General features: G+C 55.7%; 27 protein-coding genes. 8 read left to right on the forward strand and 19 right to left on the reverse strand.

Features of this window, described 5'->3' with window-relative positions; genetic code table 11:
• Positions 1–43: 43 nt before the first annotated feature.
• A complete protein-coding gene (locus ACR0B5_RS11025; protein ID WP_480540359.1) occupies positions 44–1,195 on the reverse strand; it encodes a hypothetical protein in 1,152 nt (383 codons plus the stop codon).
• Between the two features lie 179 nt (positions 1,196–1,374).
• On the opposite strand from ACR0B5_RS11025, the gene ACR0B5_RS11030 reads away from it, so the two are divergent.
• The 3 genes from ACR0B5_RS11030 to ACR0B5_RS11040 all read left to right on the forward strand — a co-directional run bounded on the left by ACR0B5_RS11030 (position 1,375) and on the right by ACR0B5_RS11040 (position 4,032).
• The gene (locus tag ACR0B5_RS11030) at positions 1,375–1,992 is read left to right on the forward strand and encodes a PepSY domain-containing protein (protein ID WP_480540361.1); all 618 of its coding nucleotides are present in this window, start codon (positions 1,375–1,377) and stop codon (positions 1,990–1,992) included.
• A 37-nt stretch (positions 1,993–2,029) separates the two neighbouring features.
• Positions 2,030–2,689, forward strand: a complete 660-nt coding sequence (locus ACR0B5_RS11035; RefSeq protein ID WP_170375774.1) for a response regulator transcription factor — start codon at positions 2,030–2,032, stop codon at positions 2,687–2,689.
• Positions 2,690–2,763: 74 nt separating this feature from the next.
• Positions 2,764–4,032, forward strand: coding sequence for a sensor histidine kinase (locus ACR0B5_RS11040; protein WP_480540363.1), 1,269 nt, complete (start codon positions 2,764–2,766; stop codon positions 4,030–4,032).
• Between the two features lie 143 nt (positions 4,033–4,175).
• Here ACR0B5_RS11040 and ACR0B5_RS11045 read toward each other — a convergent pair whose 3' ends face one another.
• The 10 genes from ACR0B5_RS11045 to dctP form a co-directional block, all read right to left on the reverse strand.
• Positions 4,176–4,787, reverse strand: coding sequence for a transmembrane anchor protein (locus ACR0B5_RS11045; RefSeq protein ID WP_480540365.1), 612 nt, complete (start codon positions 4,785–4,787; stop codon positions 4,176–4,178).
• 13 nt (positions 4,788–4,800) lie between these two features.
• Positions 4,801–5,517: a HupE/UreJ family protein gene (locus tag ACR0B5_RS11050; RefSeq protein ID WP_480540367.1), complete on the reverse strand. Its 717-nt coding sequence runs from the start codon at positions 5,515–5,517 to the stop codon at positions 4,801–4,803.
• Positions 5,518–5,566: 49 nt separating this feature from the next.
• Positions 5,567–5,887 (reverse strand): hypothetical protein, encoded by a 321-nt coding sequence (locus tag ACR0B5_RS11055; protein ID WP_480540368.1) that lies wholly within the window; start codon positions 5,885–5,887, stop codon positions 5,567–5,569.
• 197 nt (positions 5,888–6,084) lie between these two features.
• Positions 6,085–6,894 carry a PhzF family phenazine biosynthesis protein gene (locus tag ACR0B5_RS11060; protein WP_480540370.1) on the reverse strand — a complete coding sequence of 270 codons (810 nt, stop codon included), beginning with the start codon at positions 6,892–6,894 and terminating at the stop codon, positions 6,085–6,087.
• A gap of 2 nt (positions 6,895–6,896) precedes the next feature.
• Positions 6,897–8,303: an amidase gene (locus tag ACR0B5_RS11065; RefSeq protein WP_480540372.1), complete on the reverse strand. Its 1,407-nt coding sequence runs from the start codon at positions 8,301–8,303 to the stop codon at positions 6,897–6,899.
• Between the two features lie 4 nt (positions 8,304–8,307).
• Positions 8,308–8,511 carry a hypothetical protein gene (locus ACR0B5_RS11070; protein WP_170678175.1) on the reverse strand — a complete coding sequence of 68 codons (204 nt, stop codon included), beginning with the start codon at positions 8,509–8,511 and terminating at the stop codon, positions 8,308–8,310.
• 129 nt (positions 8,512–8,640) lie between these two features.
• A complete protein-coding gene (locus ACR0B5_RS11075) occupies positions 8,641–9,795 on the reverse strand; it encodes a M24 family metallopeptidase (protein WP_480540374.1) in 1,155 nt (384 codons plus the stop codon).
• Positions 9,796–9,948: 153 nt separating this feature from the next.
• Positions 9,949–11,244 (reverse strand): TRAP transporter large permease, encoded by a 1,296-nt coding sequence (locus ACR0B5_RS11080; protein WP_480540376.1) that lies wholly within the window; start codon positions 11,242–11,244, stop codon positions 9,949–9,951.
• A 1-nt stretch (position 11,245) separates the two neighbouring features.
• Complete coding sequence (locus ACR0B5_RS11085; protein WP_480525595.1) at positions 11,246–11,857, reverse strand: TRAP transporter small permease; 612 nt, start codon at positions 11,855–11,857, stop codon at positions 11,246–11,248.
• A 64-nt stretch (positions 11,858–11,921) separates the two neighbouring features.
• Positions 11,922–12,926 (reverse strand): TRAP transporter substrate-binding protein DctP, encoded by a 1,005-nt coding sequence (dctP, locus tag ACR0B5_RS11090; RefSeq protein WP_480525594.1) that lies wholly within the window; start codon positions 12,924–12,926, stop codon positions 11,922–11,924.
• Positions 12,927–13,098: 172 nt separating this feature from the next.
• Between dctP and ACR0B5_RS11095 the strand changes: the two genes are divergently transcribed.
• Positions 13,099–13,824, forward strand: a complete 726-nt coding sequence (locus ACR0B5_RS11095; protein ID WP_480540379.1) for a maleate cis-trans isomerase family protein — start codon at positions 13,099–13,101, stop codon at positions 13,822–13,824.
• Positions 13,825–13,868: 44 nt separating this feature from the next.
• Complete coding sequence (locus ACR0B5_RS11100; RefSeq protein ID WP_480540381.1) at positions 13,869–14,564, forward strand: GntR family transcriptional regulator; 696 nt, start codon at positions 13,869–13,871, stop codon at positions 14,562–14,564.
• Between the two features lie 189 nt (positions 14,565–14,753).
• Here ACR0B5_RS11100 and ACR0B5_RS11105 read toward each other — a convergent pair whose 3' ends face one another.
• Positions 14,754–15,179, reverse strand: a complete 426-nt coding sequence (locus ACR0B5_RS11105) for a hypothetical protein (protein WP_480540383.1) — start codon at positions 15,177–15,179, stop codon at positions 14,754–14,756.
• Positions 15,180–15,258: 79 nt separating this feature from the next.
• Complete coding sequence (locus ACR0B5_RS11110; protein ID WP_480540385.1) at positions 15,259–16,947, reverse strand: winged helix-turn-helix domain-containing tetratricopeptide repeat protein; 1,689 nt, start codon at positions 16,945–16,947, stop codon at positions 15,259–15,261.
• A 92-nt stretch (positions 16,948–17,039) separates the two neighbouring features.
• On the opposite strand from ACR0B5_RS11110, the gene ACR0B5_RS11115 reads away from it, so the two are divergent.
• Complete coding sequence (locus ACR0B5_RS11115) at positions 17,040–17,513, forward strand: SRPBCC family protein (RefSeq protein WP_480540387.1); 474 nt, start codon at positions 17,040–17,042, stop codon at positions 17,511–17,513.
• A gap of 423 nt (positions 17,514–17,936) precedes the next feature.
• On the opposite strand, the gene ACR0B5_RS11120 is transcribed toward ACR0B5_RS11115, so the two are convergent.
• From ACR0B5_RS11120 to ACR0B5_RS11145, 6 genes are read right to left on the reverse strand one after another with little or no spacing between them, the layout of a single operon-like run.
• Positions 17,937–19,010, reverse strand: coding sequence for an ABC transporter ATP-binding protein (locus ACR0B5_RS11120; RefSeq protein WP_480540389.1), 1,074 nt, complete (start codon positions 19,008–19,010; stop codon positions 17,937–17,939).
• The gene (locus ACR0B5_RS11125) at positions 19,010–20,257 is read right to left on the reverse strand and encodes an MGH1-like glycoside hydrolase domain-containing protein (RefSeq protein WP_480540391.1); all 1,248 of its coding nucleotides are present in this window, start codon (positions 20,255–20,257) and stop codon (positions 19,010–19,012) included. The genes ACR0B5_RS11120 and ACR0B5_RS11125 overlap by 1 nt, the downstream gene beginning before the upstream one ends.
• A gap of 5 nt (positions 20,258–20,262) precedes the next feature.
• Positions 20,263–21,471 carry a carbohydrate ABC transporter permease gene (locus tag ACR0B5_RS11130; RefSeq protein WP_480540393.1) on the reverse strand — a complete coding sequence of 403 codons (1,209 nt, stop codon included), beginning with the start codon at positions 21,469–21,471 and terminating at the stop codon, positions 20,263–20,265.
• Positions 21,471–22,706 (reverse strand): carbohydrate ABC transporter permease, encoded by a 1,236-nt coding sequence (locus ACR0B5_RS11135; RefSeq protein ID WP_480540395.1) that lies wholly within the window; start codon positions 22,704–22,706, stop codon positions 21,471–21,473. The genes ACR0B5_RS11130 and ACR0B5_RS11135 overlap by 1 nt, the downstream gene beginning before the upstream one ends.
• Before the next feature lie 58 nt (positions 22,707–22,764).
• The gene (locus tag ACR0B5_RS11140; RefSeq protein ID WP_170667753.1) at positions 22,765–24,120 is read right to left on the reverse strand and encodes an extracellular solute-binding protein; all 1,356 of its coding nucleotides are present in this window, start codon (positions 24,118–24,120) and stop codon (positions 22,765–22,767) included.
• A 21-nt stretch (positions 24,121–24,141) separates the two neighbouring features.
• Complete coding sequence (locus ACR0B5_RS11145; RefSeq protein WP_480540397.1) at positions 24,142–25,272, reverse strand: LacI family DNA-binding transcriptional regulator; 1,131 nt, start codon at positions 25,270–25,272, stop codon at positions 24,142–24,144.
• Between the two features lie 319 nt (positions 25,273–25,591).
• Between ACR0B5_RS11145 and ACR0B5_RS11150 the strand changes: the two genes are divergently transcribed.
• Positions 25,592–25,798 carry a HupE/UreJ family protein gene (locus ACR0B5_RS11150; RefSeq protein WP_480540399.1) on the forward strand — a complete coding sequence of 69 codons (207 nt, stop codon included), beginning with the start codon at positions 25,592–25,594 and terminating at the stop codon, positions 25,796–25,798.
• Positions 25,799–26,259: 461 nt separating this feature from the next.
• Positions 26,260–26,451, forward strand: coding sequence for a hypothetical protein (locus tag ACR0B5_RS11155; protein WP_480540401.1), 192 nt, complete (start codon positions 26,260–26,262; stop codon positions 26,449–26,451).
• The last annotated feature ends 146 nt before the right edge of the window (positions 26,452–26,597 follow it).

Here is a 26,597-nt window from a genome sequence, read left to right on the forward strand (position 1 = left end):
TTCATCCTGAAGTGGAAGCTGGCGATGGCCGGGAAGCCTCAGGTCACAGTCCCAGCAGGGCTTTGACCTGTTCCTCAACTGCATCGGTGACAGGCTTGTTGGCAGCGGCTTCCAGGGCCTCACGTTCTGCCAGGTCTTGCTCTTCGACAAGTTCTGTCAGCTCTTCGACCTCTTCAACAGCTTCATTGTATTCAATGGCTGCCTGTCTCTCGTCATTCAAAGTCTGGGCTTCATCAATCGAAGCGTCCAATTCGGCTTGGGCCTCTTCTAGCTGCGCTTCGATATCCGGATCGCTACCGCCCGCGTCCTCCAAAGCTTGTTCAAGCTCTGCGACCGTATCCCGGTTGGTTTGAACCTCACCCAATGCGACTTCCAAGTCATCCTCGATTTCTTGAACTGTACGATCTGGCTCTTCCAGTCCCTCGAGAAACTCCAACTGTTCTTCCAGTTCCTCACGCAAGGGTTCTCCGGCCAGCACAGTGTCGCGGTACGTGGCAATTCTGCCAACCCGTGAATTGGGCGCAGCATTGGCGAGGGCCGTTGGACTTGCATTGGCCGCGTTCAGTGCGCCCAACTCGGACGGGTGTGCACCAAGCAGCGCAGCCATACGATTACCTTTGTTGCGGGAAACGGGACGCTTTGACTCTTCTACAATGACAGTCTGACGAACCGTTTTTTGCACCTTGGCCTTCTGCGTTCGAAGGGTTGTCGTGGCAACCCTTGAGGTGGTTGCCGTTTTGCGAGTTTTGCCATTCCCGTTGAACAGATCTTTCAGAGAGAACCCGCCGCCTTTTTTCGTACCGGACCGAGCAGACTGAGACTTTGTTTTCCCTTGCCCGAATATCCCGACTCTGGTGCCGCCACGGCTTTTGTCGGCCCCGTTACTACGGCCACCATTTCCAGCCGAGCTGTTGTCTCCGCGATCTCCCTGAGCGCCGTTGCCATTGCCGCCGCTGTTTCCATTGCCACCGCCGTTACCGTTGCCATTTCCACCGCTGTTGCCGTTTCCGCCGCCATTGCCGTTGCCGCCGCCGTTACCACCACCGTTTCCACCGCCATTGCCGCCACCATTACCGTTGCCTGGTTTGGCATAAACAAAATCAGGAGCTGCGACGGTGGCTACAATGGCCGTGGACCCCAACAAGGCAATCGCGATCGTCGAAGCTTTTAGCAGTCCGCACTTGGTGGTTTTCATTTTCAATCTCCTCAAAACCTTCAGCAACGGCAATCAGCGTGCTGAGGTTGACCACAGTGTTTCGGCAGTCTGACTCGCAGTCGAATCAAAACCGTTGCCACTGATTTAACTTGAGGTCGCTTGAACGCAGGGCTAACTGCTTGTTCATCATCGGTTCATGTCTGGCCTAGTAATGTTCAATGAAGGTGTTTGAGGGTGTTATGCAGGCCAAAGCGTTTTTTCTGGTTGCAGCTTTGCTAACCGCCTTGTCCGGGGGACAAGCGGCGGCAGATGCACGCGAACTCAAACAGTCTGAACTACGCATGGCGACGTTGTCAGGCAGTGCGATACGGCTGAACCGTGTCATCAAAGGCGTGAAAAAAGCATACGGCGGAACACCTGTTGATGCGCGCGCATTCAAAACAGACAAGATCTACTATCGTATTCTGGTCAAAAAGCCGGGCGGAAAGATCGTCAGCGTGATCGTGAACGCCGAAACCGGCACAGTCGTCTCGAACCGTTCAAGTACCGGGCGCGAGATTTCCGAAGCCGCACGCAATTCAACCAAATCCAAAAGCAACAACGGTCAGAGCGCCTCGGCCACCCGTGGGAACAGTGCAGGCCGAAGCAATGCTGGCGGCAATGGCAATGCCAGTGGAAATGGCAACGGCGGTGGCAATGGTGGCGGCAATGGTGGCGGCAACGGCGGCGGCAATGGTGGCGGCAACGGCGGCGGCAATGGTGGCGGCAACGGCGGCGGCAATGGTGGCGGCAACGGCGGCGGCAATGGTGGCGGCAACGGCGGCGGCAAAAAATAGAGTTAAGATCGCGCTGATTTAGCTGTAGTCTCTGGTTATGCGAATACTCCTTGCTGAAGACGAACCCCAGCTTTGTGAGCAAGTCAAAAAGCTATTGGGTGCGGAAGGTCGCGTGGTCGACGTGGCCAACAATGGTACAGATGCCCTGCATCTGGGGTCGACTGAACCGTACGACATGATCATCCTCGACATCGGCTTGCCTGAGCGTGACGGCATTTCGGTCCTGCGCGAATGGCGCAGCGCGGGAGTCAAAACGCCGGTCTTGATCCTGACAGCCAGAGATGGCTGGAGCGAACGCGTCGACGGCCTAGATGCCGGCGCGGATGACTATATGACCAAGCCGTTCCACATGCCTGAATTGGCGGCACGTGTACGGGCCATCTTGCGACGTCAGAGCGGTCAGTTGAACCCCGTGATAGAAATGGGAGAGGTTTCTCTGGATACGCGGAATGGTCGGGTCACCGTTGGGGGCATACCTGTCGATTTGACCGCGCAGGAGATCGCTGTTCTGACCTATCTGGCGCACAACATCGGTCGCATGGTGTCGCGTACTGAGCTGTCGGAACACATTTACGAATATGACGGCGACAGAGATTCCAACACGATTGCAGTATTTGTGACCCGCCTGCGCAAAAAACTGGGCTCCGATTTGATCACAACCGTCCGGGGTCGCGGCTATATGATTGATTCCGCCTAATGCTCTCGTTGCGCCAACGGGCATTACTCGGAGGTATCGCTTCGGGAGCGCTGTCCGTAGGGGTCGGTACGCTGATGGTGTTTTCCTACATCAATACGCGCGTTCTGGAGCAGTTCGACGCAACGCTACAAGACCGGCACACGCAGGTTGTTGTTGGCCTCAGCGCCACCACGGATGACCCTGAAACCCTGCGGCAGTTGGTATTCGACCCGGCCTATAGCACGCCATATTCGGGGCGGTATTGGCAAGTAACGGACGGTTCTGGCGCCATCTATACATCTGCGTCACTCTTCGATGAAACGATCGCCGAGCCTCCGCGCGGAAATGACGAAACAATCATTTGGAACACCTCGGGTCCAGATAGCGAAGCCATTCGTAGCGTCTATCAAAAGATCACGTTCGAAGACGGAACGGAGTGGGGCGTAACTGTCGCCGAAAGCAGGAGCGAACTGATCAACGAACGCAGCGCTGCACAAAGATACCTGCTCCCGGTTTTCGGACTAGTTGGGTTGATCGGAGTGGCAAGTTCTCTTTTGTTGATGTCCGCCATTGTTGGCCCGCTCCGGAAATTGCGCGCCGATGTTGCTCATCGCTGGGATCGAGGCGATGAGCTGGCTCCCGAAGACTACCCGGAAGAGGTTTCGCCCCTAGTGGAAGATCTCAACAAACTGCTGCATCGAAACCGCGAGATCGTCTCAGGCTCGCGAAGACAAGCGGCGGATCTGGCACATGCCCTCAAAACACCGACGGCTATCTTACGGAATGAATTGGCGGAACTCGCAGACGCCGGAGCACACACAGAGCCTGCTGAAGAAGCCCTCACCCGAATTGACGCCCAGCTTAGCCGTTCACTTGCGCGCATGCGCGCATCGAACACCGGGGAGTTAACGCATTCTAGGACAGACGTGTCGAATTCGGTCGAACGACTATCCCGATTATTCTCGGTGATGGCCGAACGCGAGGGAAAGACGCTTATTTCGAATTGCGAGGCTGGACTTCACGTTCGAATGGACCCACAGGACATCGAGGAAGTGATCGGAAACCTCCTCGACAACGCCCTCAAGTGGAGCCAGACAACATTCCAAATCACTGCGAGGCGAACGGAAAGCGGCATCGAACTTCGCGTCGAAGACGACGGGCCCGGAATCCCAGAGGAGGCCCGGCTTGAGGTCCTGCGTTCCGGCGGTCGACTCGATACGTCAGTAAGAGGAACAGGGTTGGGGCTGCCTATTTCCATTGATTTATTGGCCGCCTACGGTGGAACGCTGGAACTTGGTACATCGAAGCGCCTGGGGGGCTTGGCTTGTGTGGTGAATATTGGGCGCGGGACATATAGCCAATAGATGACCAGAGCGGCGACAGTGTCCTACCGCGTCGCCAAACGGCGCCAAGACGGGCGTGGACAGTGTATTGATATGATGCGGTACTAAACTCCCTTTGCCTAAATGGCCCGCCGCGCAGAAAACCTGCGCAACGGGCACCTCATTTAATCGACGATCTCACTGTAGTCCCCGCGGACTTGAACCATCACTAATACGTCACCAGAGTCTCGGTTGCGCCAGAACCAACCATGTTCACCGGCAAAGGCCGCTTCGATGGTGCCTTCGGCACCGTTCGATCCACGCCCCTTTTCATAGGTGATCGACTGACCGCCACCGTGACCATGTAGGTCGAAGTTCACCCGACCGCCTGTCACGACCATTCGGTACTCAGCCGTCGCGCCTTCTTCCATGACCAGCTTCCATTCAGCCGACTCTCCGGGCGTCAGTTTAAAGCTGGTTTCGTCCTGCCAGACCTCGGCCTCTTGCGCATGAGCCGAAGCGACAAAGAGGCCAAAGACGTCGTTCAGCAGGCTCGACTGATCCTGGCTTTCGAGTTTGCGGTCTGCTTCGGCCTCGTCCGCAAGTTGCGATTTGATTTCGCCCATCTCTTGCAGCCCGAGCACGCGGCCAACGCCAGTCGGGTCGATCCCGTATTCGGCCGGAAGAACCACCGTGACAAGGATCGCGACGGCAGACGCACCTGCAATGACGGTCGAGCGGATAAGCTGAGCCGAGCTTGGCAGTTCTTCAAGACTTGGTCTTTCTGTGTTGAACATTTTCTGAACTCCGTTATGCGGCAACAAAATAGCCGGTGATCTGATAGCCCATCAGGATGAACCCGAGGGTCATCATGATGACGTTTACGCTGTAGGCTTGCTGGAAGAAGTAAGGGCTTTTGCGCCAGAACCCCATGACGATAAGGATGATCGCAAGGGCCGTAAGCTGGCCAAGTTCCACACCCACGTTGAACGCCAACAGGTTCGCAAGAAGCCCTTCCGGAGCAATATCGTAGTCGAGGATTTTGGTCGCCAGACCCATTCCGTGGAACAGGCCAAAAACCAGCGTCGCGACTTTGGTATTTGGCTGAAACCCCAACCAGCGCTGGAACGCACCAAGATTGTCGAGCGCCTTGTAGACAACCGAAAGGCCAATAATGGCGTCGACGATGTATGCGTTTACACCACAGCCGAACCAAACGCCCAACAGCATTGTCGTCGAGTGACCGATCGCAAAGAGGCTGACATAGATGCCGACATCCTTGGCTCGGTAGAGAAAGAACACAACGCCAAGCAGGAATAGGATGTGATCGTAGCCTGTGACCATGTGTTTGGCGCCAAGATACATGAAGGGAATGATGTTCACGCCCCAAATTTCCTGGATATAGCCCGCATCGCCTTCCGTGACGTTATGAGCCAGTACCTGAGAGGTACTCAGTGCCAGATTGGTTATAATGAGGGCCAGCAGGAGCGTCGCGCGCCTGTCCAGACCCCGTGAGATTAGATTCATGGATGTTCTCCGTTGTTATGTGATGTCGAAAACCCCGATTGGGGCGACGTCACACGCGCGGAGGTCGGTCTATACCGTAGTTCTTGGTTGGGCCGTCCGGCACTCGGTCGAACGCCCTGTCATCTGATAGCGAGGCCAGTGACAGCTCATTTTCCGGTTCCGGTATAACCATTTGGCTGTGGTCGTGATCTGCACCATCATGACTGTGCCCGTGCATCGCCCACAACAAATCTTCTTCAAAGCCATGGGTATGCCCGTGCTCTGCAATGATCTGCAAATGCTCCTGCACGGTTTCAATCACTGTCGGAGCATGGCCCACGTTTGGCAGAAGCGACCAAAAGATCAAAGACAGGCAGAGCAATGCTGCCATCGCATTCTGCGTATATCTTTGAACTGCTCTCAAGTCTTCAGTGCCTCAGCGGCTTTCTATATCCCCCCCAGGGGTTATCCCGACTTATATGATAAAACCGCAAATGCTCGCAAGCCATCCAGTACGCATAACGCGGCAGAAACGTGCCTGAGAGCATCCGTGGTCTCTGTGGCGCCTAGGTTCGGTTGGCAGTCGCTCTATTGAACAACCAAGAAACCTTCCAACGAAGTAACAGCAGCTCCTTCAAGGATGACACGGCTACCATCTGCTTCACACGCAATGATACCGCCTCGCGCAGAAAGTTGACGAGCCAACAAGTGTTTTTTCTTCAGTCTCCGAGACCAGTATGGCGTCAAACAGCAATGTGAAACGCCTGACACGGAATCTTCGGGCACGCCATTTGCCGGGGCAAAGAACCGTGAAACGAAATCAAATTCCCCTGTCCCTTGCGCCGATATGATCACTGCGGGTAACGGTAGTTTTGCCAGAGCAGCAAAATCCGGAGTGCAGCTCAGAATATCATCTTCGCTCTCAAAAACAGTCAGATAGTGCTTTGCAGCCAATAAAGCTGAAGGCTTTTTCCCAAGTGCTTCGATCAGACCCGTGGGGGGATCGACCACCTCTGGCACAAGTGAGGGCATATCCAGACGCAATCCGTTTTCCCCACGTCGAACGGTCATCCGGGCGGATTTGGAATGGAAGGTGACCACCTCCAACCGGACCGCGAGATTGGAAAACACGATGTGAGCGGCCGCTAGGGTCGCGTGTCCGATCATATCCACCTCGCGCGTTGGGGTGAACCAACGTATGTCGAATTCGGAATGCTCTGCGCGGTTGCGCGCATTTGCTCGAGGAACAAAAAACACCGTTTCAGATTGGTTCAGCTCACTCGCGATGGATTGCATGATCGGTACAGGCAGCCATTGATCCAGTGGGCAAACGCCAGCAGGGTTTCCGCTGAGCGTGCGGTCTGAAAAGGCATCGACGATAAAGGTTCGAAGTTTCATCTCTAGCCGTCTACATTCGGGCGCGGGACTGTGAACGCCCCATCGTTTTCAATGGCAAAGGCGGCGCGAAGAACCGTGCCTTCTTCGAAATACCTGCCAACCAGCTGCAACCCTATCGGCAATCCTTCCGAGTGCATTGCACAGGGCATCGTCAGCGCAGGATGGCCGGACATGTTGAAGAAGGTGGTAAAGCGCGTGATGGCATTACCAACCGCTTCTTCTACACCGCCACGCGTTGTCTTCACGGTTCCCAGCTTTTGCGCAATTTCCGGCGTCGCCGGCGTCAGGATCAGGTCGACCTCATCAAACAACGCGTTGGTCTCTTGCCGATAGAGTTCTACGAAGCGCTTGGCCCGGATGTAGTGTTCCGCCAGGAGCGTCTGCCCCAGCGCCAACCCGGCGCGGAAATCCTGCCCATAAAGCTCACCCCGGTCTTGCAAAAAGGCCGAATGCGCGCTCAGAGCTTCCGGCATCTGAACGGTGAGAGACACGGCGCGGCTATGTTCTAAATTCGGAAAGGTCACAGGGACCAAGGCCGCGCCCTTCGCAGTCACAAAGCGCTTTACATCTTCTAATGCTGTCAAGATTTCCGGATCGGTTCGCTCGAAATAGAAATTAGTCGGAATGCCGATGCGCAACCCAGAGATATCGCCGTCAAGCGCTGCAGCATAGTCTTCGATCGCAAGGTTTTGCGAACCCGGATCGCGCGGATCGTAACCCGCAATGATCCCGAGTAAGTCGGCGCAATCTGTGACGTCCCGAGTCATGATGCCCACATGATCCAACGTCCAGCAATATGGCACCACACCCGTCGTTGGTACTCTGCCGATGGTTGGCTTCAGTCCGACCAGTCCGTTCAACGCTGCAGGCGCGCGCACTGATCCGCCAGTGTCCGTACCAAGGCTGGCAGGGACCAAGCCGAAGGCCACCGCTGCCGCTGATCCGCTGGACGATCCTCCGGCCAGTCGGCTTGGGTCATAGGCGTTCACGCAAGTTCCATAGACCTCATTTTCGCCGGTTGCGCCGTAAGCAAACTCATGAAGATTGGTCTTGCCCAGGCTCAGCGCGTTTACCTCTCGCATACGGGCGATGACAAAGGCGTCCTCCGATGCAATTCTGTCATGAAACACGCGCGATCCAGCTGATGTCAAAACCCCTTCGATGTCGAAAAGATCTTTGGATGCGTATGGAATACCCGCAAAACGCGACCGCTCCAGATCTTCGCGCGTGAGGGTCTCGGCCACCTGGCGCGCAGATTTGTCTGTCACGGTGATAAAGGCCTTGGAACGGTCATTGTGCCTTGCAATCCGCTCGGCAAAAACCGCGACCAGTTCAGTTGGCGTTATTTCACCGGCTTCAAGCCTGGATTTAAGACCGCGGACAGTGTCAAACGCTATTTCATTTGTCATCTGTCTATCGCTTCTGAACAGTCAGGGCCGGAGGTATCGTGCCAAGGTCGATCTTGCGAAGGACCTCCAACTCGTCCAGCAACTCCTGAAATCCGGTAATGATACCCAGTTTCGGGTCTACAAGCTCGTCTATTTCCGCATCACTCCAGTCGTGCGAGGCCATCTGATTGCAGATACCTTTCAGAGTCTCTTTTTTCAGTTTTTGCATGTTACCCATCCACGCAGGTTCCGATGAATCTTCCGACGCGCAATACGCGCGCCAAGCTCGTGAGCAACAGTTGCGATAGTTCAACCATTTGGCAATCTGCTGCCATGACCGATACCACCGCCTATAGGCTTATTTGCTAAGCAGGATCTCACGCGGATAGTTGGTGATGTAGTCAAACCCGGTTTCCGTCACGACCACCGAGTCACCAATCCGACCTGCAGTGACACCGTCGACCGAGATGCCGCCATCCACCGCAAAGGTCATGCCTGGCTGCAGAACTGTCTTGTCTCCGGCTTTGAGCTCCGGCGCTTCCAGATATGCGACACCGATGGATCGACCGGTACGGTAGCCTGTTTCAAAACCACGCTCCTGATAGACTTCGTTGGCGGCTGCAGCGACGTCTTCGGCCAGAACGCCCGGGCGGATCGCGTGGATCGCGGCTTGCTGTGCGTCAATCGCAGCCTGCTGCACCTCGCGGTCCAGGTCCTTCACTTCACCGATGTGGAACATACGGTCAAAGCCCAGCTTGTACTGTTTGAACTGCGCCATGTTGCAGAAGCAGAAATAGACGGGATCAAACTTTTCATATGCTTTCACACCGGCACGACCATGCACCATCGAGGTATTCTTGCCGCTTTGAACAATCTGCAGGTTGTGGATCATGGGCGAGACGAAGCTGTCCCAACCCTTGTCGGTCAGGAAAGTGGCCGCCTTGCGCGAACCTGCATCAATTACCGCCAGCGCGCTCTCGTATTCCTGTGCGCCTTCTTTCAAGGAATTATGCGCCGCAAGCATCATCGCGCCAGCGATCTCTCCAGCCTGTTTCATCACTTCTATTTCGAAGGGTGACTTGATGGTCCGCATCGCGCCCAGTACCGGAGAGATATCCTTGAGAGGAACGCCCGGATAAGTCTCGTCCAGATGATTGCGGACAATTGCAGGGATCGAACCCTTTTCAACCCAGATCTCGGATGGGCTCTCGCCCAAAGCACCGGCCAGCGCGCGGCCCCATGTGCGTTGTCCGATATCTTCCCAGGTGCGCACGTCTTCGACCCATGTCATCGCACCGACCATCTCCGACTCCATCAGCGGTGTGATGACGACTGGCGAGTCATCCGCGTCCACCACCAACATCGTTGGGCGCCCGAACTCGATCCCCAGGTAACCCCAGAAACCTGCCAGATAGGCCATTGAGCTTTCATCGGTAAACACGGCCTTCTGAATGCCTGCGTCCTTCATGCGGCTCTGAAGCTTAATCGTTCTTTGTTTTGCGTGTTCAAGCATGTGCCTTTTTCCTTCGAGAAAAGCCAACGGCATGACACCAAAACCGATGGCAGGGTGGATCTTCAGACCGTCATGGCATTGTCGCATGGGCGGCCACTTCGATTTTGAATTTCAACGCTGCCCGCCTTCCATGCGGGCGGCGTTTTTCGCGCCTCAGTCTAGGAGACCCGGTAAGAAGAGAGCGACCGGCGGCACGAAGGTAACAACGAAAACCATCGGCAGGTGACCCAGCAGCAGGAACTTCAAGGTCGGGCCGACATATGTTGACAGGGGTTGTCGTGTGACGCCCCCGGCCATGTAAAGCAGCGGTGCGCAGGGCGGAGAGATGTTGCCCAGTCCCAGGTTCGTACCGACAATGGCAGCGAAATGGATCGGATCCAAACCAATCTTTTGTGTTACCGGCAGCAGGATAATCGCCGCCAGAACGCCACCCGATACGTCGTCGATGATCATGCCCATGATCAGCAACAGCAGATTGATCAGCAACAGGATGACAATCTTGTTTTCCGATATGGTCAGCAACAGATCGGCAAACTGTGTCGGCACCTTGGCCAAAACCATACCGCGGCTCATGACGAACAGGAAAAACAGAACCATCAGGATCGCGCCAGTCAGACGTGCGGCTTCGACTGTTGAGGCAAACAGTTTGTCGAACGGCAGCGTACGGTAGATCAACAGACCAACGGCCAGAGTATAAACCAGCGCCATCGACCCTGCTTCGGTCGGAGTGGCGATGCCGCTGTAGATGCCACCCAAAATGATCACCGGCATGATGATCGCAAGGCTTGCACGTTTACCGGTTTGGCCGATTTCTTTCACGGTGCCCAAGAACGACAGTTTTTCAGCGACCGTGATCGTCGTGTTGTTGCGCAGAAACCAGAAATTCAGCGCGCAATAGGTCGCGGCCAGCAGGATCCCCGGCCCCATGGTCGCCAGAAAACACTTGGCCACTGACTCGCGGATCGCAATCGCGAAGACAATCATTGGAATGCTGGGTGGGATCATCAGCGCCAGAACAGAAGAAACAACCACGAGCGCAGTTGCATGGCCCGGCGGATACCCTCCCTTGATCATGCGCGGGACCATGATTTTCCCGATGGCTGCAATCGCAGCAGAGGCCGATCCCGAAATCGCGCCGAACAGCGCACAAGTCACAACAGTAACTGCGCCAAGCCCGCCCTTGGTGCGTCCGACGAATGAATTAACGAAATCCAGGAGTCGCTCGGATATCCCCGAAGCGCCCATCAGGGTGCCCGACAGGATAAACAGCGGAATGGCAAGCAGCGAGAACGCACTGACCTGCGAATAGCCGAACCCGGCATGAAACGAGATGTCTGTGCCCTGCAAAGTGCCAAAGACAAGCGCACCGATGCCGAAGGCAAAGCCGACGGGCACCTCAATCAGCAGCAGGACAATGACAATTGCGATGGCGACGAAAAACAGCGTCATGTCATTCTCCCCCTTTCCCGGTGATCAGGGCGCGGGCTTCGAGGAAAATCTGCAGCAGCATGTAGAAACCCATCAGCACGAAGCCGAAGACCATGCTGAGATCCCACATGTATTTTGGGAATTTCATGTACGAGCTTTTGCGGTTCAGGTTGATGTTGAACTGCGCAAAATCCCAAGCATATTTGGCAAAAACGACCAGTGCGACCAGGCACAGGATTGATCCGAACAAACGGAGGGCAAGCAATGTCTTTCGATTTCGAAAGACCAGCGACATCACTCCACCTTCGATATGGTCACGCTCGCGCGAGCAATACGCCATTCCGATGAAGTAGATCCACAAGGCCATCATCGGTGCCAGTTCTTCGATACCGAGGAACGGAGACGAAATGACATATCTCATAAAAACCTGCGCGGCCATGACCAGACCAAGGGCAAGCATTGCGACAAACATGATGACTCGCATCAGCCACGCAGCTTTGGCTTCCAGCGAGTACAGGCCATCCAGGCCGCGATAGACAGGCAGTTCGCGATCCTCTGCCGCAGGCACCGGTATGATCGGCGATGGCACCAGGACATCGTCCAAACTGTCCGTGTGCAAGATATCCTTCGTCATTTTCCCTCCCATCCCCATAAGGAAGCACGCGCAAAGCGGGCTTTGCGCGTGTTCGTAAGTGGCGCTATTCCACGCCGGCCGCCTGCTTGATGGCACCCATCACTTCTGTGCCGATGATCTCCTCCATGTAGGGGTATTCGACGGCGACAACCTTTGAGCGATAGGCATCCAGCTGCTCGGGGGTCAGTTCGACGACTTCAATCCCGGCCGCTTCGATCTGCTCGAACCACTTGGGGCTTTCGGACTCGGCGTTTTCCCACGCCCAGGTGACGGCTTCGTCGGCCGCTTCTTTAACCCAGCCCTGCTGTTCCTCTGTAAGGCTATCAAACCATGCTTTGTTTGCGTTCCAGAAGGTGTGTTCGAAGTTTTCGCGCGTGAAAACGTAAGCGCTCAGCACGTCCTTGAACAACAGTACCTCGGATGGCGGCGAGTAAGCCCGACCGTCAATAGCGCCGGTCTGCAATGCTGTATGAACCTCGGAGAATGCCATCGGAACGGCCGAAAAGCCGGTTGCCTTGTAGCGCTCGATCGCCATGGGCATACCCGGAACGCGCATCTTGAAACCTTCTGCATCGGCCGGGAAGTCTACGGGAACGTCAACGCCTTTGCGCACAACGAAACCGGTGAAGTCGGTCGGGATCGTACCCAGCAACTCCATGCCCAAGTCGTTCATGATGTCGTTGTAGACTTCGTTCATCGTCGAACCGGGACCGTAGACTTCCTTGCCCGACTCCCAGTCGTTTGCGACATAGCCCAGAACGGACACGTCCCAGCGCGGATCAAGTTCGGAATGGTTCCACGACATTGTCATCTGAACAGCGCCTTGAGCGACCTGCTCAACGATCGATGTCCAATCGCCTAGATCACCACCGGGGTGATAAGAAACCGACATGGTTCCACCAGAAAGCTCGTCCAGCCGTTCGATGAACTGTTCGGAGACTTTGTGGAAGATGTGTTCCTGATCCATGACGTGACCCAGAATGATGTCCTGAGCCGATACACTGGACGCGGTGAACCCGGCAAAGCCGAGTGCGACAGCCCCAGTTTTCAGAAATTTTGACACCTGCATTTACGAAGGTACCTCCCTTTGATCGAATCTCGGCCTGTGTTTGAGGAACCCCAATCAGGCTGGCGGGACAGTTGACCTGTATACAGCTTAATGTCAATGATCAATTTTATTCGCTATTTTCACACAAAAATGAAGGAGGTGCATGCAGGCTGTGAGAGGTGATCCAGGATCCATGTTCGATGAGGGCCGCCACAAACGGGCAAAAATAGGATTCGTTCTACTCGCGACCGAGCAGACAATCGAAGACGATATGATGGAACTGATGCCAGAAGGCGTCGGTGCACATTTCACCCGGGTGGCCATTCCAGACAGCATCACAGTTGACAGTCTGACCGCAGTCGGGGCTGACCTGGCACGCGCTGCGTCAACCCTGTTGCCAGATGGTAGTCTGGATGTGATCAGCTATGCATGCACGTCCGGCAGTTTGGTCCTGGGCGAAGAAAACGTATTTCGCGAACTGCGCAAAGGCGCACCCAACGCGTTCGCGACCTCTTTGATCACCTCCGCCATTCGCGCTCTCAAAACACTTGCGGTAGAAAAGATCGCGGTGTGCACACCCTATTTGGAAGAAGTGAATCTGAGAGAAAAACAATATCTTGAAAATCAAGGGTTCCATGTCACTGATATACTCGGCCTAAATCTGGAAAAAGACAGCGACATGATCCGTGTGCGCCCGGACGTGATTGAACAGTTGGCCCATTCGGTCGATTCCAGGGCGGCCGATGCCGTGTTTATTAGCTGCGGTGCGTTGCGGTCACTCGAAGTCATTGAACGGCTCGAAGACGCCCTGAACAAACCCGTAGTTTGTTCCAATCAAGCCATGGCCTGGGATGTCTTGCGTAAAGCAGGTGTTGATGACCAAATTGCTGGGTACGGTCGGTTGTTGAGAGTCTACTGATTGGTAGTCTAAGACAGCAAAGAGCACCCAGAGGGATCAGAAACGTGACTATCGCAGATTCAGGAATCGCGGCGCCCTCGAGGGCAACCGTAGACGAGATCCAAGAACAAATCTTGGAGCGCATCTGCTTCGCGCACTACCCTCCGGGCACTCAACTGAAAGAGGCTGCGCTTGCCAAGGAATTCGGAGTCAGCAGAACCCCCGTCAGAGATGCCATCGCGCGCATCGGGCATCTTGGATTGGTAGAGACGCGCAATGGTGTCGGCACCGTTGTCATCGAGCTTTCAGCAGAACGGGTCCGCCATCTTTACGAAATGAGGATGGAGCTTGCCCAGATGATCGGGGCCTTGTCGCCGATCACTGTCACAAAATATCACCGCGAAGAAGCGCGTTCGATCCATGAAAAAGCCGTCGCACTGCGCGAGCGGCTGGACTCTCAGGAATACGTAAAGCTGAACCAACGCCTACAGACCCTGATCACATCTCTGATCGGAAACCACTCTCTGCGCGAATTCTGGAACCAGGCATATTTCCAGTCGTCCAGCGTCTGGCATCGCATGGAACAGATTGTTGGCGTAGTTGCCTACGACTCATTGGTGCGAGAGACCTCTGATTTGACCAACGCACTAGAGCGTGAAGACATCGCCGCCGTCGGATTTCTGCAGAGAGTCTACATAGGATATGCTTTTCAACTGATTGAGACACATCTTTTGAAACGACAAGAAGAACGTGAGTTTTGAGTCGATTGCTCAATGGCCAAAAGAGGTTTTCGTAGAAAATCAACAGATAGGTCTCTGTAGATCAACTTATCTTGCCCCTCTCCACAACCGCACTCTGGTTAGGTTTCGAAATTCTAAAAGTAGAACTATCGGCTAGGATATCTCAAAGCGCAAAGGTTGCTGCGTCTTGCTTTACAGTATGGAAGCCCGCTACTTGATCTGGCCCAATGGCATGACATCTGCCACCTTCATCTTCACCAGAACACAGCCGCGGAGCTTGCTGTCGAGCGCCATGTTGAAGAGCGTAAGTTCGCGATGGTTTTCAGGCGCACCAGGATCGCCCAGAGATGTTTTGGCTTCAGAAGGCGTTATAGACGTATAGCGCGCGCTTTGTTCTAAGCTGGGCGAAGTGCACAAACGTGCATGTGAGTTTGGGTTTCCATGACTGAAACTCCGATCCGCATGCCAGCCCACAACGACAAACCGACGTTGACTCCATAAAACATCACAAGATGCTGAAACCTGGCCTGACAAACCAACCTTTCGCTTCGTGTGCAATACCGGACCAAACAGCCTGCGAGAGGGTATCTCAACGATCGCGTCGTCGTTCAATTCATAGCGATCGACAAGGAACATCAGCAGGGAACAACATGGCTCACACAGACGTTCCTTTGAACAACGGCCATAGCCGGAGCCAAACAGGTCCGAGAGCGTCCTACTCTGGCAACCCGGCTTCGCGCAGATCGTTCAACACGCGTTCCAGATCAGAAGCGACGACATACTTTCCTTCATAATTGTGAAGAACGTCCCGCAGGGAGTATTCAGGATCGAATTTGATCAGTTGCTCGACTGCTTTTCTGGCCTCATCTCGATCGCCCCGACACATCTGGATGATCGCCAGTACACGATAGGCCATTGGGGGTATCTCGGACATGCCGTTCATAGTCTCCAGCGCATCGTCGCAATTCCGAGTATGCCATTGCACCCAGGCAAGGTTCCATTTGATCCAGTCCTCGTGTAGCGGGTCCAAGCGGATGACGCGAAGCATTAGTTCTTCGGCCTCTTCAGCCCGCCCGCCATAGGTCAGTGCTTCGGCAAGTGCCGCCATCGCGCTTGTGTCGTTGGGATTTAGTTCCAGTGCCTTTCGAAAGCGCGCCACCGACTTGTCCAGCGCACCTTCCTGAATATGCATGTAAGCCATAGCAGTATGCGCATCATAGTACTCCGGCGCGACCTGAACTGCCTTGCGCGCGTAGCGCCGCGCGGCATCCAATTCAACGATCGGGTCCTCGTTCGTCCAATTCCAGCGGTATCTGTTGATATGGACAAACGTCAGCCCGACATATCCGTAGGGCTGCGTCGGATCAGCCTCGACCGCAGCCAGGTTCGCCAGACGCGCTTTTTCATTGCCCTCGGGGGTAAACGAAAAGAGATGTTGACGTGCCTTCCAATTCAAAAGCAGGGAGGTCAACTTCGCTTCGTCGGACTTGATTGCTTTCTGACCTTCGAAATTGATAACTCGTTGGGCGACGGTCGCAACTGTTTTCTGCACGATCTCGTCCTGCATCGCAAAGACATCACCAAGGTCACTATTGTAGACATTTGACCAAAGGCTGCGACCTTCGACGGCATCAATCAGATGCACGGTGACGCGCAACTGATCACCGCTTTTTTGTTGGCTGCCCTCCAGCAGGTAACGCACGCCAAGCGCACGAGATATTTGGTTGACGTCGGTGGTGCTGCCTCGAAAGCTGAAGCTCGAGTTTCGGGCGATGACGAAGAGTTCGGAATACCGGGACAAGTCCACGATGATGCCCTCAGCGATGGCGTCGCTGAGATAGTTGGCATCTGGGCCGACGCTAAGGTCTTCAAATGCGAGGACCGCAATGGATGGCTTGGAAGGCAAGGGCAATTCTTCAGACGCTGTCTTCCGCCCCCAGCCCAGCCCCCAGACTGCACCAAGGGCCAGAACCACGACGCCAATGAGGCTTAAGACGGCAAGCCAATGCCGACCGATGCGCGCGTCCGTTCGGCTCGCGGTTTCCGGCTGGACCTCGTCAGATGGAACGGAGGTTGGAACCAGTCTGTAGCCTTTCTTGGGAATGGTCCGGACGATCCTGTGATCGGTATCTTTCAGCGTCCTGCGGATGTCTGCGATGCACTGCGAAAGGCTATCGTCTGTAACCGCGGTCTTGGCCCAGACATTCTCGATCAAATCCTCCTTTGAAACCGTCTCGACCATGCGATCAATAAGGTAGGCCAGAACTTCGGAGCTTTGACGACGCAGATGAACAGGATTCCCGGACCCATCCAGCAACTCCCCAGCCTCGACGGAAAACGCAAGGTTTCCCAACTGTACCATTCCCGATGATTTCAGATCTTTTTCAGGGTTTTCTCCAGACATTTCAGCCGCCTCCATGGCCCCATCAGCCTGCGAAGACTCGCACCCTGAGGCAAGAAAATTCTCCTGCTTCTCTATTTTTGAAAGGAAAAAACATGACGTCGATTGCTAGATTCTCAGTCACCGCCGCTGCTCTGCTTTGCGCAACGGCAGCTTGGCCGGCGGATTTTCAAGTCAAACGGTCCCTAGAGCTCCAGTCTTCAACGCCAGAGGTTTGGCATCTGATCGGCGACTTCTGCGACATTGATGATTGGCACCCCAATGTAGCAGCATGTTCCCTAAAGGTAGTGGATGGATCGCTCGTTCGTGTCTTGAAGATGGATACCGGCGACCGGGTGATCCAAAAGCGCATCGCTCAAGAGGAGGGCCTTTCCTATACTTACGCAACGGTCGATTCCTCTTTGCCGATCCAGAGATATACGGCGACGTTTTCGGTGCAGCCCGGGGAAAAGCTGCTCGTTGAGTGGATTGCCAATTTCTCTTCCGATGATCCTGCATTGGAAAGTGTTGTGGTGGACGAGATCGAAAAGGGATTGTCGGCGATAGAGAGCTTGGTTGTGCTGCGCTGACATTGGAGGCGCGGGGTTCAAGAAAAGTCAGGCGGAAGAAGCCAGAATTGCGCCGCCTGGCCTTGCTAAATGAAGCTGTTCGATCGGGTGGCGATTGTGATCTGTTTCAAGAAATGTATCGAAGATTTCCCGCAGTCCGGACGCGATCTGGCCCGAAGCACGAAGGTGCGAGCCATTCAAGGCTGGCCACCTCTTGACGGTCCGTTGTTCATTTGGCCACAGTCGCGACGCGACCACTAGCCAACCTTGAACGCCATGCTCTAAGTCTGCGTTTGCAACCCGAACGGCTGTCGTTCGCTGCACAGGCAACGTACCGAGTACTATCAACTCAAAATATCTGTCAATGAACTGTCTACTGAATACAGTTGTTCTCAGATCAATAGTTGGCCAGAGCAATCTTTTCGCCCACCCGGACTAAACATCTCAAAAGTGTCGCACCCGTTCATCGGGGCTGATCGTCTGCCCTGCTGCGTCGAAAAATTGCAGTTTCTTGGGTGCAAAATACAAGCCGATTTGCGCTCCGGCTTTGATCTGCGTGTCCCCGCCAAGGCGAACCGTCACCTTCTCTTCAAACCCGCAATCGACGATGATGAACATATCTGCGCCAAGATACTCGACCACCTCTACCTTGCCGTCGCTGTGACCCGAGCCAGGTTCGACCACACTGATATGTTCCGGACGGATGCCCAGCATCGTGGCGGTACCAGCCCGATCAAACGGGCCACCTCCGCCGTTTTCCAGCTGAAACTGATCGCCAGACACGGTGCAGGGAATGACGTTCATTTTCGGACTGCCGATGAACTGCGCCACGAACAGGTTGGCGGGGCGTTCGTATAATTCGCGTGGAGTACCGACCTGCGCGATCTTACCGAATTCCAGCACCACAATGCGATCGGCCAGTGTCATCGCCTCGACCTGATCATGAGTCACATAGATCATCGTGCGGTTCAGGCTCTGGTGAAGCTTGGCAATCTCATACCGCATTTCGACCCTGAGAGCGGCGTCTAGGTTGGATAGCGGCTCATCGAACAGGAATGCGGTGGGATCACGCACAATTGACCGACCGATTGCAACGCGCTGACGCTGGCCGCCGGACAGGTCTTTAGGTTTGCGCTCTAGATAGGGTTCCAGCTTGAGCACCTCGGCGGCTTTACCCACGCGTTCGGCGATTTCACCCTTGGATACGCCCGCCACTTTCAGCGAGAACCCCATGTTTTCGGCTACCGTCAGGTGAGGATAAAGAGCGTAGGACTGGAACACCATGGTCAGCCCGCGCTTAGAGGGCGGATTGTCGGTGACGTCATCCCCATTGATCAATAGCGACCCGCGCGAGATGTCCTCGAGCCCACCGATCATCCGCAACAGGGTCGATTTACCACAACCCGACGGGCCAACGAAGACGACGAACTCACCCTCTTCGATCTTTAGGTCGATGCCTTTGATCACTTGTACTTCGCCGAACCATTTTTCGACGGAATTGAGCTCTATGCTGCCCATCAGTTCCTCCCTGCCCAATGCAGCCAGACGGCAGCGGTCCATGTGAACGAGTTGCCCCCGGCAGGACTGCCGGTGATCGGGTCGTAATACTCGGCAAAGCCGTGGCCCGCGATCAGACGACCGGTTTTCAGGCGCAGTGCTTCGGCCTCAACCCCGTGGCCCATATCCTTCAGACCGAACCCCGTCAGCATGTTCATAAATGCCCATGTTGGCCCACGCCAATACCGGCGTTCGTCAAATTTGGGAGATGTATGATCATAGCTAGGGATCGGGTGCGGAACCGTGGTCAAAACAGTTTTCAATCGGTCCAACATTTGCTGGGATTCGATGCCTGCATACCAACACAGATAGCTTGCATTTGAGACGCTTTCAGCCCATTTGCCCGTATGCGCATTTCGTGAATCAAAGGTGCCCAAAGCCTCGTTCCACAGTGACTTTGCGCCTGCCTCTAGCCGGTCCACGTCTTCACCGAGGCCTTCGGCCCTGATCCCCAATTCCTCGCTGATCGCCAGCAGATCGCGGGCCGCGCGCAGGGTTGTGAAACTCATCGTCGGATCTGCGACGCGGAATGGGTTCTTCTCTAGCAATTGCTGCTGATCCCAGCCCGCTTCACGCCCAATCTGTACCAGTTTGATATAGCAGTCATAGTCGTATTTGGTCGGCCGGTCGGCGCTGTTCACGTGGCTCGTGTCACGGCGCTGGTATTCGCCCACGTCTGAGGCATCAATGCTCGCCATTGCGTCGTCCCAGTCCGGTGCATTGTCACGCCCAGCCTCCCAAGGGTGGGTGGTGCAGACCGCGCCGTGGTCATCGAGACGCCATGTCACGAACCACCGATGCCAGGCCAGCATAGCCGGGAACAGGGCGCGGAGGCGGGCTTCGCCAGCCGCGCGGTCTTTCTCCCATACCCGCCGGGCCATGGTAGCCGCTAACGGTGGCTGGGTTACGCCAGAGGAGGCAATCGGCCCGATGCCGCCCCAGACGTCCGGTCCTGGGAAATAGCCCGGGTCCGTTTTGTGGAACAGGATGTGGGGGACCATGCCGTCCTCCCACTGGCCCGAGAACAGCGTCTCAAGCTCAGTCCAGGCGCGGTCGATATCGAACTCGGCAAAGCCAAGCGCGGCGATCGCGCTGTCCCAGTTCCATTGGTAGGGATAGAGCCCGCTGGTCGGGATCGTATAGCCACCCCGATCATTGGCGATCAGGATATTGCGTGCTGACTCTGTCGGCGAAGTAAAGTGGTTCATTTCTGTCATCCTTTGACCGAGCCTGCTGTCAGGCCTTTGGTCATGAAACGTTCAAGCCCCAGGAACAGGGCCATGATTGGAACAGTGGCAATCACCGCGCCAGCCATGAGGTGTTGGCGAGGGATTTCCGAGGAGTTCAGCATTGTAACTCCTCGGGTTAGAGTGAATTTCGAGGGATCGTCCAGCAGCATGAAAGCCAGAAGGAATTCGTTCCAGGCGATCATGAAGACATAGAGCGACACCGAAGCCAGAGCCGGCAGGCTGAGCGGCAGGGTGATCTTCCAGATCACCGCCAAGCGCGAGAGACCATCCATCAGGCCGGCCTCTTCCACCTCGGTCGGGAGACCACGGAAATACCCCTGCAGCATGTACAGCGCGACCGGGATCGTGGTGACCGGGTAGATCATGACGATGCCCAGGATCGAGTTGCGCAGGCCGGTCAGCGAGAAGGCGATATAGATCGGCAGCGCTAGAACGATCATCGGCACCATGTAGATCAGCAAGATCGAGCGCGAGAACGCCTTTTGCCCTTTGAACCGGAACCGCGCGACCGCATAGGCCCCCGGAATGCTAAAGGCCAGTGTAATGAAGACCGTCAGCACCGAGACGTAGAAGGACGTCCACAGGTACGAGCCAAAATTGAAGTCGCGGAATAGTTCCGTATAGCTGCGGAACAGCGCCCAGCCCTGATCCAGATCCAGCGAGAAATCCAGCGGGTTCTGCAACAGCGCCTGCTGCGACTTCAGGCTAGTCATCACCATCACATAGAAGGGGATGACCACGATCGCCGTGAAGAAGATATAACCGAAACCGGTACAGAACCTGATCACGGCGTCTTCGAACTCGTGACGGGTCAATTCGCCAAAGGGAAGCTCTTTCAGGATTTCAGCGATCGACAGATGCATGACCACGGCAATCGAAACCACGGTGACCGATAACGCCAGCAGTGTTGTGTCCGAGCCGATCAGAACCGGGCCAAAGCCTGTCAGGCAGGTCAGACCCAAAAGGGCCGACACGCCCAGACGCGCCGAGGCATGGCGAGCGGGAAAGCGGACATATGCCAGACCAGCCAACGCGCCCCAGATCAGGCTCAGCAGAACTTGGGGACGGAAGGCCGCGCCCGTGGCGAAGGACATGGTGACCGCGATGGTGGTAGCAATCACCACCAGCCACAGCGCACCCAAGATCGGGCCAGTGATATACCCTTGGCGCATCACAGACCCTCCTCACGGCTGATGAATTTGAAGAAGACAAAGCTGAAGGCGATCAGGCACATCAGGATCACCACGGCCACAGCCGCACCTGCCCCAATGTTCGACACCGCAAAGGCCTGCTCATAGACGTTCACAGTCAGCGTGCGGGTGCCCGCGTTGCCTCCGGTCAGCAGGAAGATGTCGTCGAACTTGTTGAACGTCCAAATGAAGCGCAGCAGGAACAGGACCGACAGTATACCCAGCAGTTGCGGGATGCTCAGCAGCCAGAACTTCTGGAACGGTGAGGCCCCATCCATATCCGCTGCCTCATACATGCTGCTATCGATGGATTGCATCCGCGCCAAAATGAACAGGAAAGACAGCGGGAAGTAACGCCAGATCTCGAACACCGTTACCATGATCAGCGCAAGGGGACGTTCCCCGAAGAAGTTGATGGGCTCGCTGCTCAGCCCCATCTGCACCAGCAAAGCATTGGCCGAGCCCGAGAACGGATCAAACAAAGTGACCCAGGTAAAGGCCACGGCGATGACGGGGGCCACGTAGGGGAACAGGTAAAGACCCCGGATGAACCCCTGCCCCTGGAAGCTCTTGTTCAGCAGCAAGGCGGCGAACAGGCCCATGACCAGCGCGCCAATGGTGCCGAAGACGGTGTAGAAAAGGGTGACCCAAAGCACGCCCCAGAACTCGTCGCCGTCAAACACACGGGCGAAGTTCTCCAGGCTGAACTCAAAGTTTGTCAGAACGCTGGGGCCGCTGCCGGTGACCGTTGGTTCAGACCCTTCAACGAGATCTTCAAGGGCGTCCGGGTCGCCATCGACCGCAACGGGAATGCGAATACGCTCGCGCTCGCCGCCTTCCAGCGTACCAAAGTCGCAGAACAGCTCTTGCCCGTTCAATACACAGGGGGCTGCAACGTCGCCGAGTGCCGTCACGCCATCGGGTAGGACATCCCGGACTGTCACGCCATCGATCGCAATATCCTGACTGGAGTTGCGCAGGCGGTATTCGATCCGCAAATCATCACCCGATCCGCGCAGGCTTTCACGCACGACCGGTGCAGGCGGGCGCAGGTCAGACAGGGTGAAGGGTTTAAAGCTGATCCAGAAGATCGCCAGCAATGGCAGGATCACAACCAGCGACACACTGATGATGGTCGGAGCCAGCAGCGTCCAGGCCAGACGCGCCTCGCGTTTGGCTAACGCCCCGGTTCCTGTCGGTGGGGAGGCCGAAGTCATGGGTTACCTCGAAGGGTTTAGGGGCAGCGGCGCGCACGCCGCTGCAGGTGCCGGGTGGTTACTGAACCTTGGCCAACTCTTCGTTCATCGCCGCGATTGCTGCGGCCGCGTCGATTTCGTCGTCAATATACTGGCGCACGACGCGGTTTATGGCCTGGCTGTTGATCATCTTCGATGCCAGTGCAAGCTGGCCTTCGGCCACGCCCCAGCGCTGCGCTACATCCAGACCGCCAACGATCTCGTCGATCATGGATTGTTCGTACAGATCACCCAGGGGCGCTTTGCGGTCGACACCAACAGGCAGCTCTGCCCAGGCTTCCGAGAACGCGGTCGGGTTGTCGGCATTGCCACGACGGACCGGGAACTTGCCCTCAGGCGCGATTGCCAGCGTCTGGGTGTAGCCGTCGTCCATGGCGAATTTCACGAACTCCATCGCCGCATCGGTATCGGCGTCGTTGGTGATGCCGAAGTATCGCACATCCCCCCATGCCGCACCATCGGGATTCGACGGGCCGGAAAGTTTGGTCACGATGCCAGTCTTGCTGGCCAGATCGCGCGAGGTCGGATCGTCATTGATGGTCGGCGGAGCGCTGTCACGCAGACCTGCCAGCTCGTCCAGGATGAAAGGCGACCAGATGATCATTGCAGCCTTGCCATCAAAATACAGCTCGCGGGATTGCTTCCAGAAAAGCTCACCCGGAGGCGACGCCTTGGAGATTGCTTTGTAGAAATCCAGAACCTCTGTGGTCTTGGCTTCGTCCAGCGGCTGGAACCCATCGGGACCCACAGGCGACACTCCATTGGCTAGGAACACATGCTCCAGCACCTGGCTCATGAAGTTCTCGTCGACCTTGGTTGCCGAGACAAAGCCGTACATTTCCGGCGGGTTGTGCAGGGCCTGAAGCGCAGCCTGAATATCGGCAAAGCTGTCGGGGGCTTCCAGACCGGCCTCTTCGAACAGGTCCTTTCGGTAGACCACCATCTGGGTCCAACCATCGACTGGCACCGAGGCGGTTTCGTCGTTGAACGCAGCCATCGCCAAAGCACCGGGGGCGAAAGTGTCAGCGCCTAGTTCTTCGATCACTTCAGTCGCGGCTTCGGTGTCCAGAATACCGGCCTCGGCCCAAGGCAAAGCGTATTGCAGCGTGTGATAGACAACGTCCGGCAGGTCGCCAGCCGCAAAAGCGGCCGTCGCGCGCGTGCCCAGATCGCTTTCGGTGACCGGGATCACCTCAACCGTGGTGCCGGTTTCGGCTTTAAACTGGTCCGCCATCTCTTGCTGTTTGGCCAGACGTTCAGGTTGCTCCTCGGTGGTCCAAAAACGGATCGTGTCGGCCTGCACGGATAGCGCTGTCAGCGCCAGCGCAAGTGACGAGCCAAGCATCAGCTTCGCAGCTTTGGGTGTCAGTTTCATCGGTGTCCTCCCCGGTTATGTTCACGTCAGATGGTTTAGTCTACGCGCCAATTCGTTTGACGTCAGATTTGGTGGCCCGTCAGAATCACCTTCGATCAGGGTGGCCTCGGCCAGTTCTCGCAAGTCTGCAGCCGCTTCGCCACGGATTTGCCGGATCAGTAGGGTCGCCAACCGTTCACCGGCGGCGCGGGAATCTACGGAAAATGTGGTCAGTGCGGGACGCGCGTAACGGCATTCCGGAATGCCGTCATAGCCAATCACCGAGATGTCCTGCCCGATCTCGAACCCATGATCCTGCGCATCCGCGCAGAATCCCAGCGCGGCCAGATCGGTCGCAAAGACAATCGCCGTCGGAGGTTGATCCAAGGCCATCAGCGCCCGTCCCTGCGCCGCGCCATCTTCACGCGTGCGCGCGCCCTCTTGGATCAAGTCCGGATCCAAGGGCAGACCAGCAGCATGCAATCCTTCGGCATAACCGTCGCGGCGTAGATGCGCGTAGTTGAACTTGGGATCGCTACCGACAAAGCCTATGCGTTTATGCCCCAAATTGCTCAGTCGCAAAACGGCGTTACGCATTGCGCTTTCCCCGGCAATGTCGAACCAAGAAGTCTCGTCCCAGTTGTTCGGTTGTCCATAGCCGGTGCGCCCATACAGAATATGAGGTACCCCAAGACTGCGCAGCAGGCCAATACGGGCATCCTTCACCGCTGTCCGCGGTAGAATGAATCCATCGGCCTTCCGTTCCTCGTAAAGACGGCTCAGTACCTTCAATGTGTCTTTTTCGGAGGTCGCCGTGGAAATGGTCATGGTCCAGTCCAGGCTGCTTGCCGCTGCGCAGGCTCCGGCCAGAAAATCCTGCAAGAAGGGATTGTGCTGATCCGGTTCTTCGCTGTTGATAACCATTGCTATCGCACGAACTTGCCCGGTACGGATCGCCTGCGCATGGCTGAGCGGCCGATATCCCAACACCCGAGCCGCTTTTTCAACCCTTGCGCGAGTCGCCGACGATATATCTGGATACCCGTTAAGCGCGCGCGAAACCGTGCTTTTGGACAAGCCCAGATGCGCCGCCAATTCGTCCAGTTTCACCCGGCCCGTGACGGTTGCGTTACCTGACTGGTCACGCGGTGGATATAAAAGATTCGCGGTCATTGAAGCCATTTGTTCGTTCCGAAACCGGTTTCGGCAACAAAAAAGTTAAAAAAAGTGCAACCTGGCTATTTTTTGAACGTTTTAGGGATTGCTCCGGAACATTTAGAGAGCATGCGGAAGGGCTTTGTCATAAAGTCCGGACCAATCGCGTCTGCGTGGATAAGGCATGTCTTTTTGGCGGTGGTTAAATCCATGCTCGGTAAAGGTCAAAAGTTTGCAACAGATCCTGCCAGTCAGCGTTGCCCACACATATCGGATTGGCAACGGAGCATACGTTTGAGGGATTAAAGCACGTTCTGTCCGTTTTGCCCTGCGCTTATTGCTTCGCGACGTCTGGCGAATGGTCGGACCAATCGCCGCACTCACCCTTGCTCACTGCATCACGCTGGCTTTGGTCTCTTTTAGAGAGTTTCACGTGCCTTTTCAGACGGTCAAAGCTGTTTTTGCACTGTCCATCGTGTTTTTGGCCTTCGAAATCGCCAAACGAAATCACGGTACGCCACAATTGTCCAAAGCTGGCCCTTGATCGTTTCGTTCTCATTCGGTTTGCTGGATGGTCTGCGCCTTGTTGCTGCATATGCTGTCAACTTTGTGGTCATTCGCTGCGAGTGCAAAGGGCTTAGTGAGTCGTGTTTACGTTCAGCGGACTAAATGGACCTACGCAGCGCACGAGCCGAAATTTCGAAGTGTGCGTGGCGACACGTCTATCACTGTGACATCAAAATTGGTGGCGGATATTGTGCGTGCAGTGAGGGAAATGCGACTTATCCCGGAATCCCCAAAGGTCCCACCGAACTTGCTAGTTCGATCTCCGAAACGTGTTTGAAGTTGGTCAGCTTGCATCCCACTGGCGTTCTAGATGCAAGTGACAATTTTGAATTATACCGCGCTCACGTTGGCGGCCGATCGAAAAGATGCAGACATGATAACAGCCCTTAATGACCACCATGTGGACATAGATGCACAAAATGTCATTAGTCGAACGCATTGCATTCAGCCGCTAAGGCTGGAGCTGATCGATGTTTTGAAGTTCTCCTTGCCGCTGGCGCAAATCCGGCGCTCCAGACTTCCACTGGAAAGACGCCTGCCAATTTTTCCGCTGAATTCGACCGTGCCAATATCTTCCGGATGAAATTGGCATGCTCGCCAAATCAAGTGGGTAGAAGCGAGCTTGAATAAGCGCAGAAAATGGCGCAGGAGTCTGCAGAGGATTTTGAGATATAGCGCAAGGCATTTACCAAACAAGAATATGACAATTGCAGGGCGGAAAGGCTTTCAGAGGATTGCTGAGCCAAGGTTGAAGGTCCTGGATGAGGGAATTATGA

It is taken from the genome of Ruegeria sp. AG1, assembly GCF_056541705.1.

Coding starts and splice junctions, on each gene's coding strand:
- ACR0B5_RS11025 (WP_480540359.1), bottom strand. CDS start 1,195: ATGAAAACCACCAAGTGCGGACTGCTAAAAGCTTCGACGATCGCGATT.
- ACR0B5_RS11030 (WP_480540361.1), top strand. CDS start 1,375: ATGAAGGTGTTTGAGGGTGTTATGCAGGCCAAAGCGTTTTTTCTGGTT.
- ACR0B5_RS11035 (WP_170375774.1), top strand. CDS start 2,030: ATGCGAATACTCCTTGCTGAAGACGAACCCCAGCTTTGTGAGCAAGTC.
- ACR0B5_RS11040 (WP_480540363.1), top strand. CDS start 2,764: ATGGTGTTTTCCTACATCAATACGCGCGTTCTGGAGCAGTTCGACGCA.
- ACR0B5_RS11045 (WP_480540365.1), bottom strand. CDS start 4,787: ATGTTCAACACAGAAAGACCAAGTCTTGAAGAACTGCCAAGCTCGGCT.
- ACR0B5_RS11050 (WP_480540367.1), bottom strand. CDS start 5,517: ATGAATCTAATCTCACGGGGTCTGGACAGGCGCGCGACGCTCCTGCTG.
- ACR0B5_RS11055 (WP_480540368.1), bottom strand. CDS start 5,887: ATGGCAGCATTGCTCTGCCTGTCTTTGATCTTTTGGTCGCTTCTGCCA.
- ACR0B5_RS11060 (WP_480540370.1), bottom strand. CDS start 6,894: ATGAAACTTCGAACCTTTATCGTCGATGCCTTTTCAGACCGCACGCTC.
- ACR0B5_RS11065 (WP_480540372.1), bottom strand. CDS start 8,303: ATGACAAATGAAATAGCGTTTGACACTGTCCGCGGTCTTAAATCCAGG.
- ACR0B5_RS11070 (WP_170678175.1), bottom strand. CDS start 8,511: ATGCAAAAACTGAAAAAAGAGACTCTGAAAGGTATCTGCAATCAGATG.
- ACR0B5_RS11075 (WP_480540374.1), bottom strand. CDS start 9,795: ATGCTTGAACACGCAAAACAAAGAACGATTAAGCTTCAGAGCCGCATG.
- ACR0B5_RS11080 (WP_480540376.1), bottom strand. CDS start 11,244: ATGACGCTGTTTTTCGTCGCCATCGCAATTGTCATTGTCCTGCTGCTG.
- ACR0B5_RS11085 (WP_480525595.1), bottom strand. CDS start 11,857: ATGACGAAGGATATCTTGCACACGGACAGTTTGGACGATGTCCTGGTG.
- dctP (WP_480525594.1), bottom strand. CDS start 12,926: ATGCAGGTGTCAAAATTTCTGAAAACTGGGGCTGTCGCACTCGGCTTT.
- ACR0B5_RS11095 (WP_480540379.1), top strand. CDS start 13,099: ATGTTCGATGAGGGCCGCCACAAACGGGCAAAAATAGGATTCGTTCTA.
- ACR0B5_RS11105 (WP_480540383.1), bottom strand. CDS start 15,179: ATGTTCCTTGTCGATCGCTATGAATTGAACGACGACGCGATCGTTGAG.
- ACR0B5_RS11110 (WP_480540385.1), bottom strand. CDS start 16,947: ATGTCTGGAGAAAACCCTGAAAAAGATCTGAAATCATCGGGAATGGTA.
- ACR0B5_RS11115 (WP_480540387.1), top strand. CDS start 17,040: ATGACGTCGATTGCTAGATTCTCAGTCACCGCCGCTGCTCTGCTTTGC.
- ACR0B5_RS11120 (WP_480540389.1), bottom strand. CDS start 19,010: ATGGGCAGCATAGAGCTCAATTCCGTCGAAAAATGGTTCGGCGAAGTA.
- ACR0B5_RS11125 (WP_480540391.1), bottom strand. CDS start 20,257: ATGAACCACTTTACTTCGCCGACAGAGTCAGCACGCAATATCCTGATC.
- ACR0B5_RS11130 (WP_480540393.1), bottom strand. CDS start 21,471: ATGCGCCAAGGGTATATCACTGGCCCGATCTTGGGTGCGCTGTGGCTG.
- ACR0B5_RS11135 (WP_480540395.1), bottom strand. CDS start 22,706: ATGACTTCGGCCTCCCCACCGACAGGAACCGGGGCGTTAGCCAAACGC.
- ACR0B5_RS11140 (WP_170667753.1), bottom strand. CDS start 24,120: ATGAAACTGACACCCAAAGCTGCGAAGCTGATGCTTGGCTCGTCACTT.
- ACR0B5_RS11145 (WP_480540397.1), bottom strand. CDS start 25,272: ATGACCGCGAATCTTTTATATCCACCGCGTGACCAGTCAGGTAACGCA.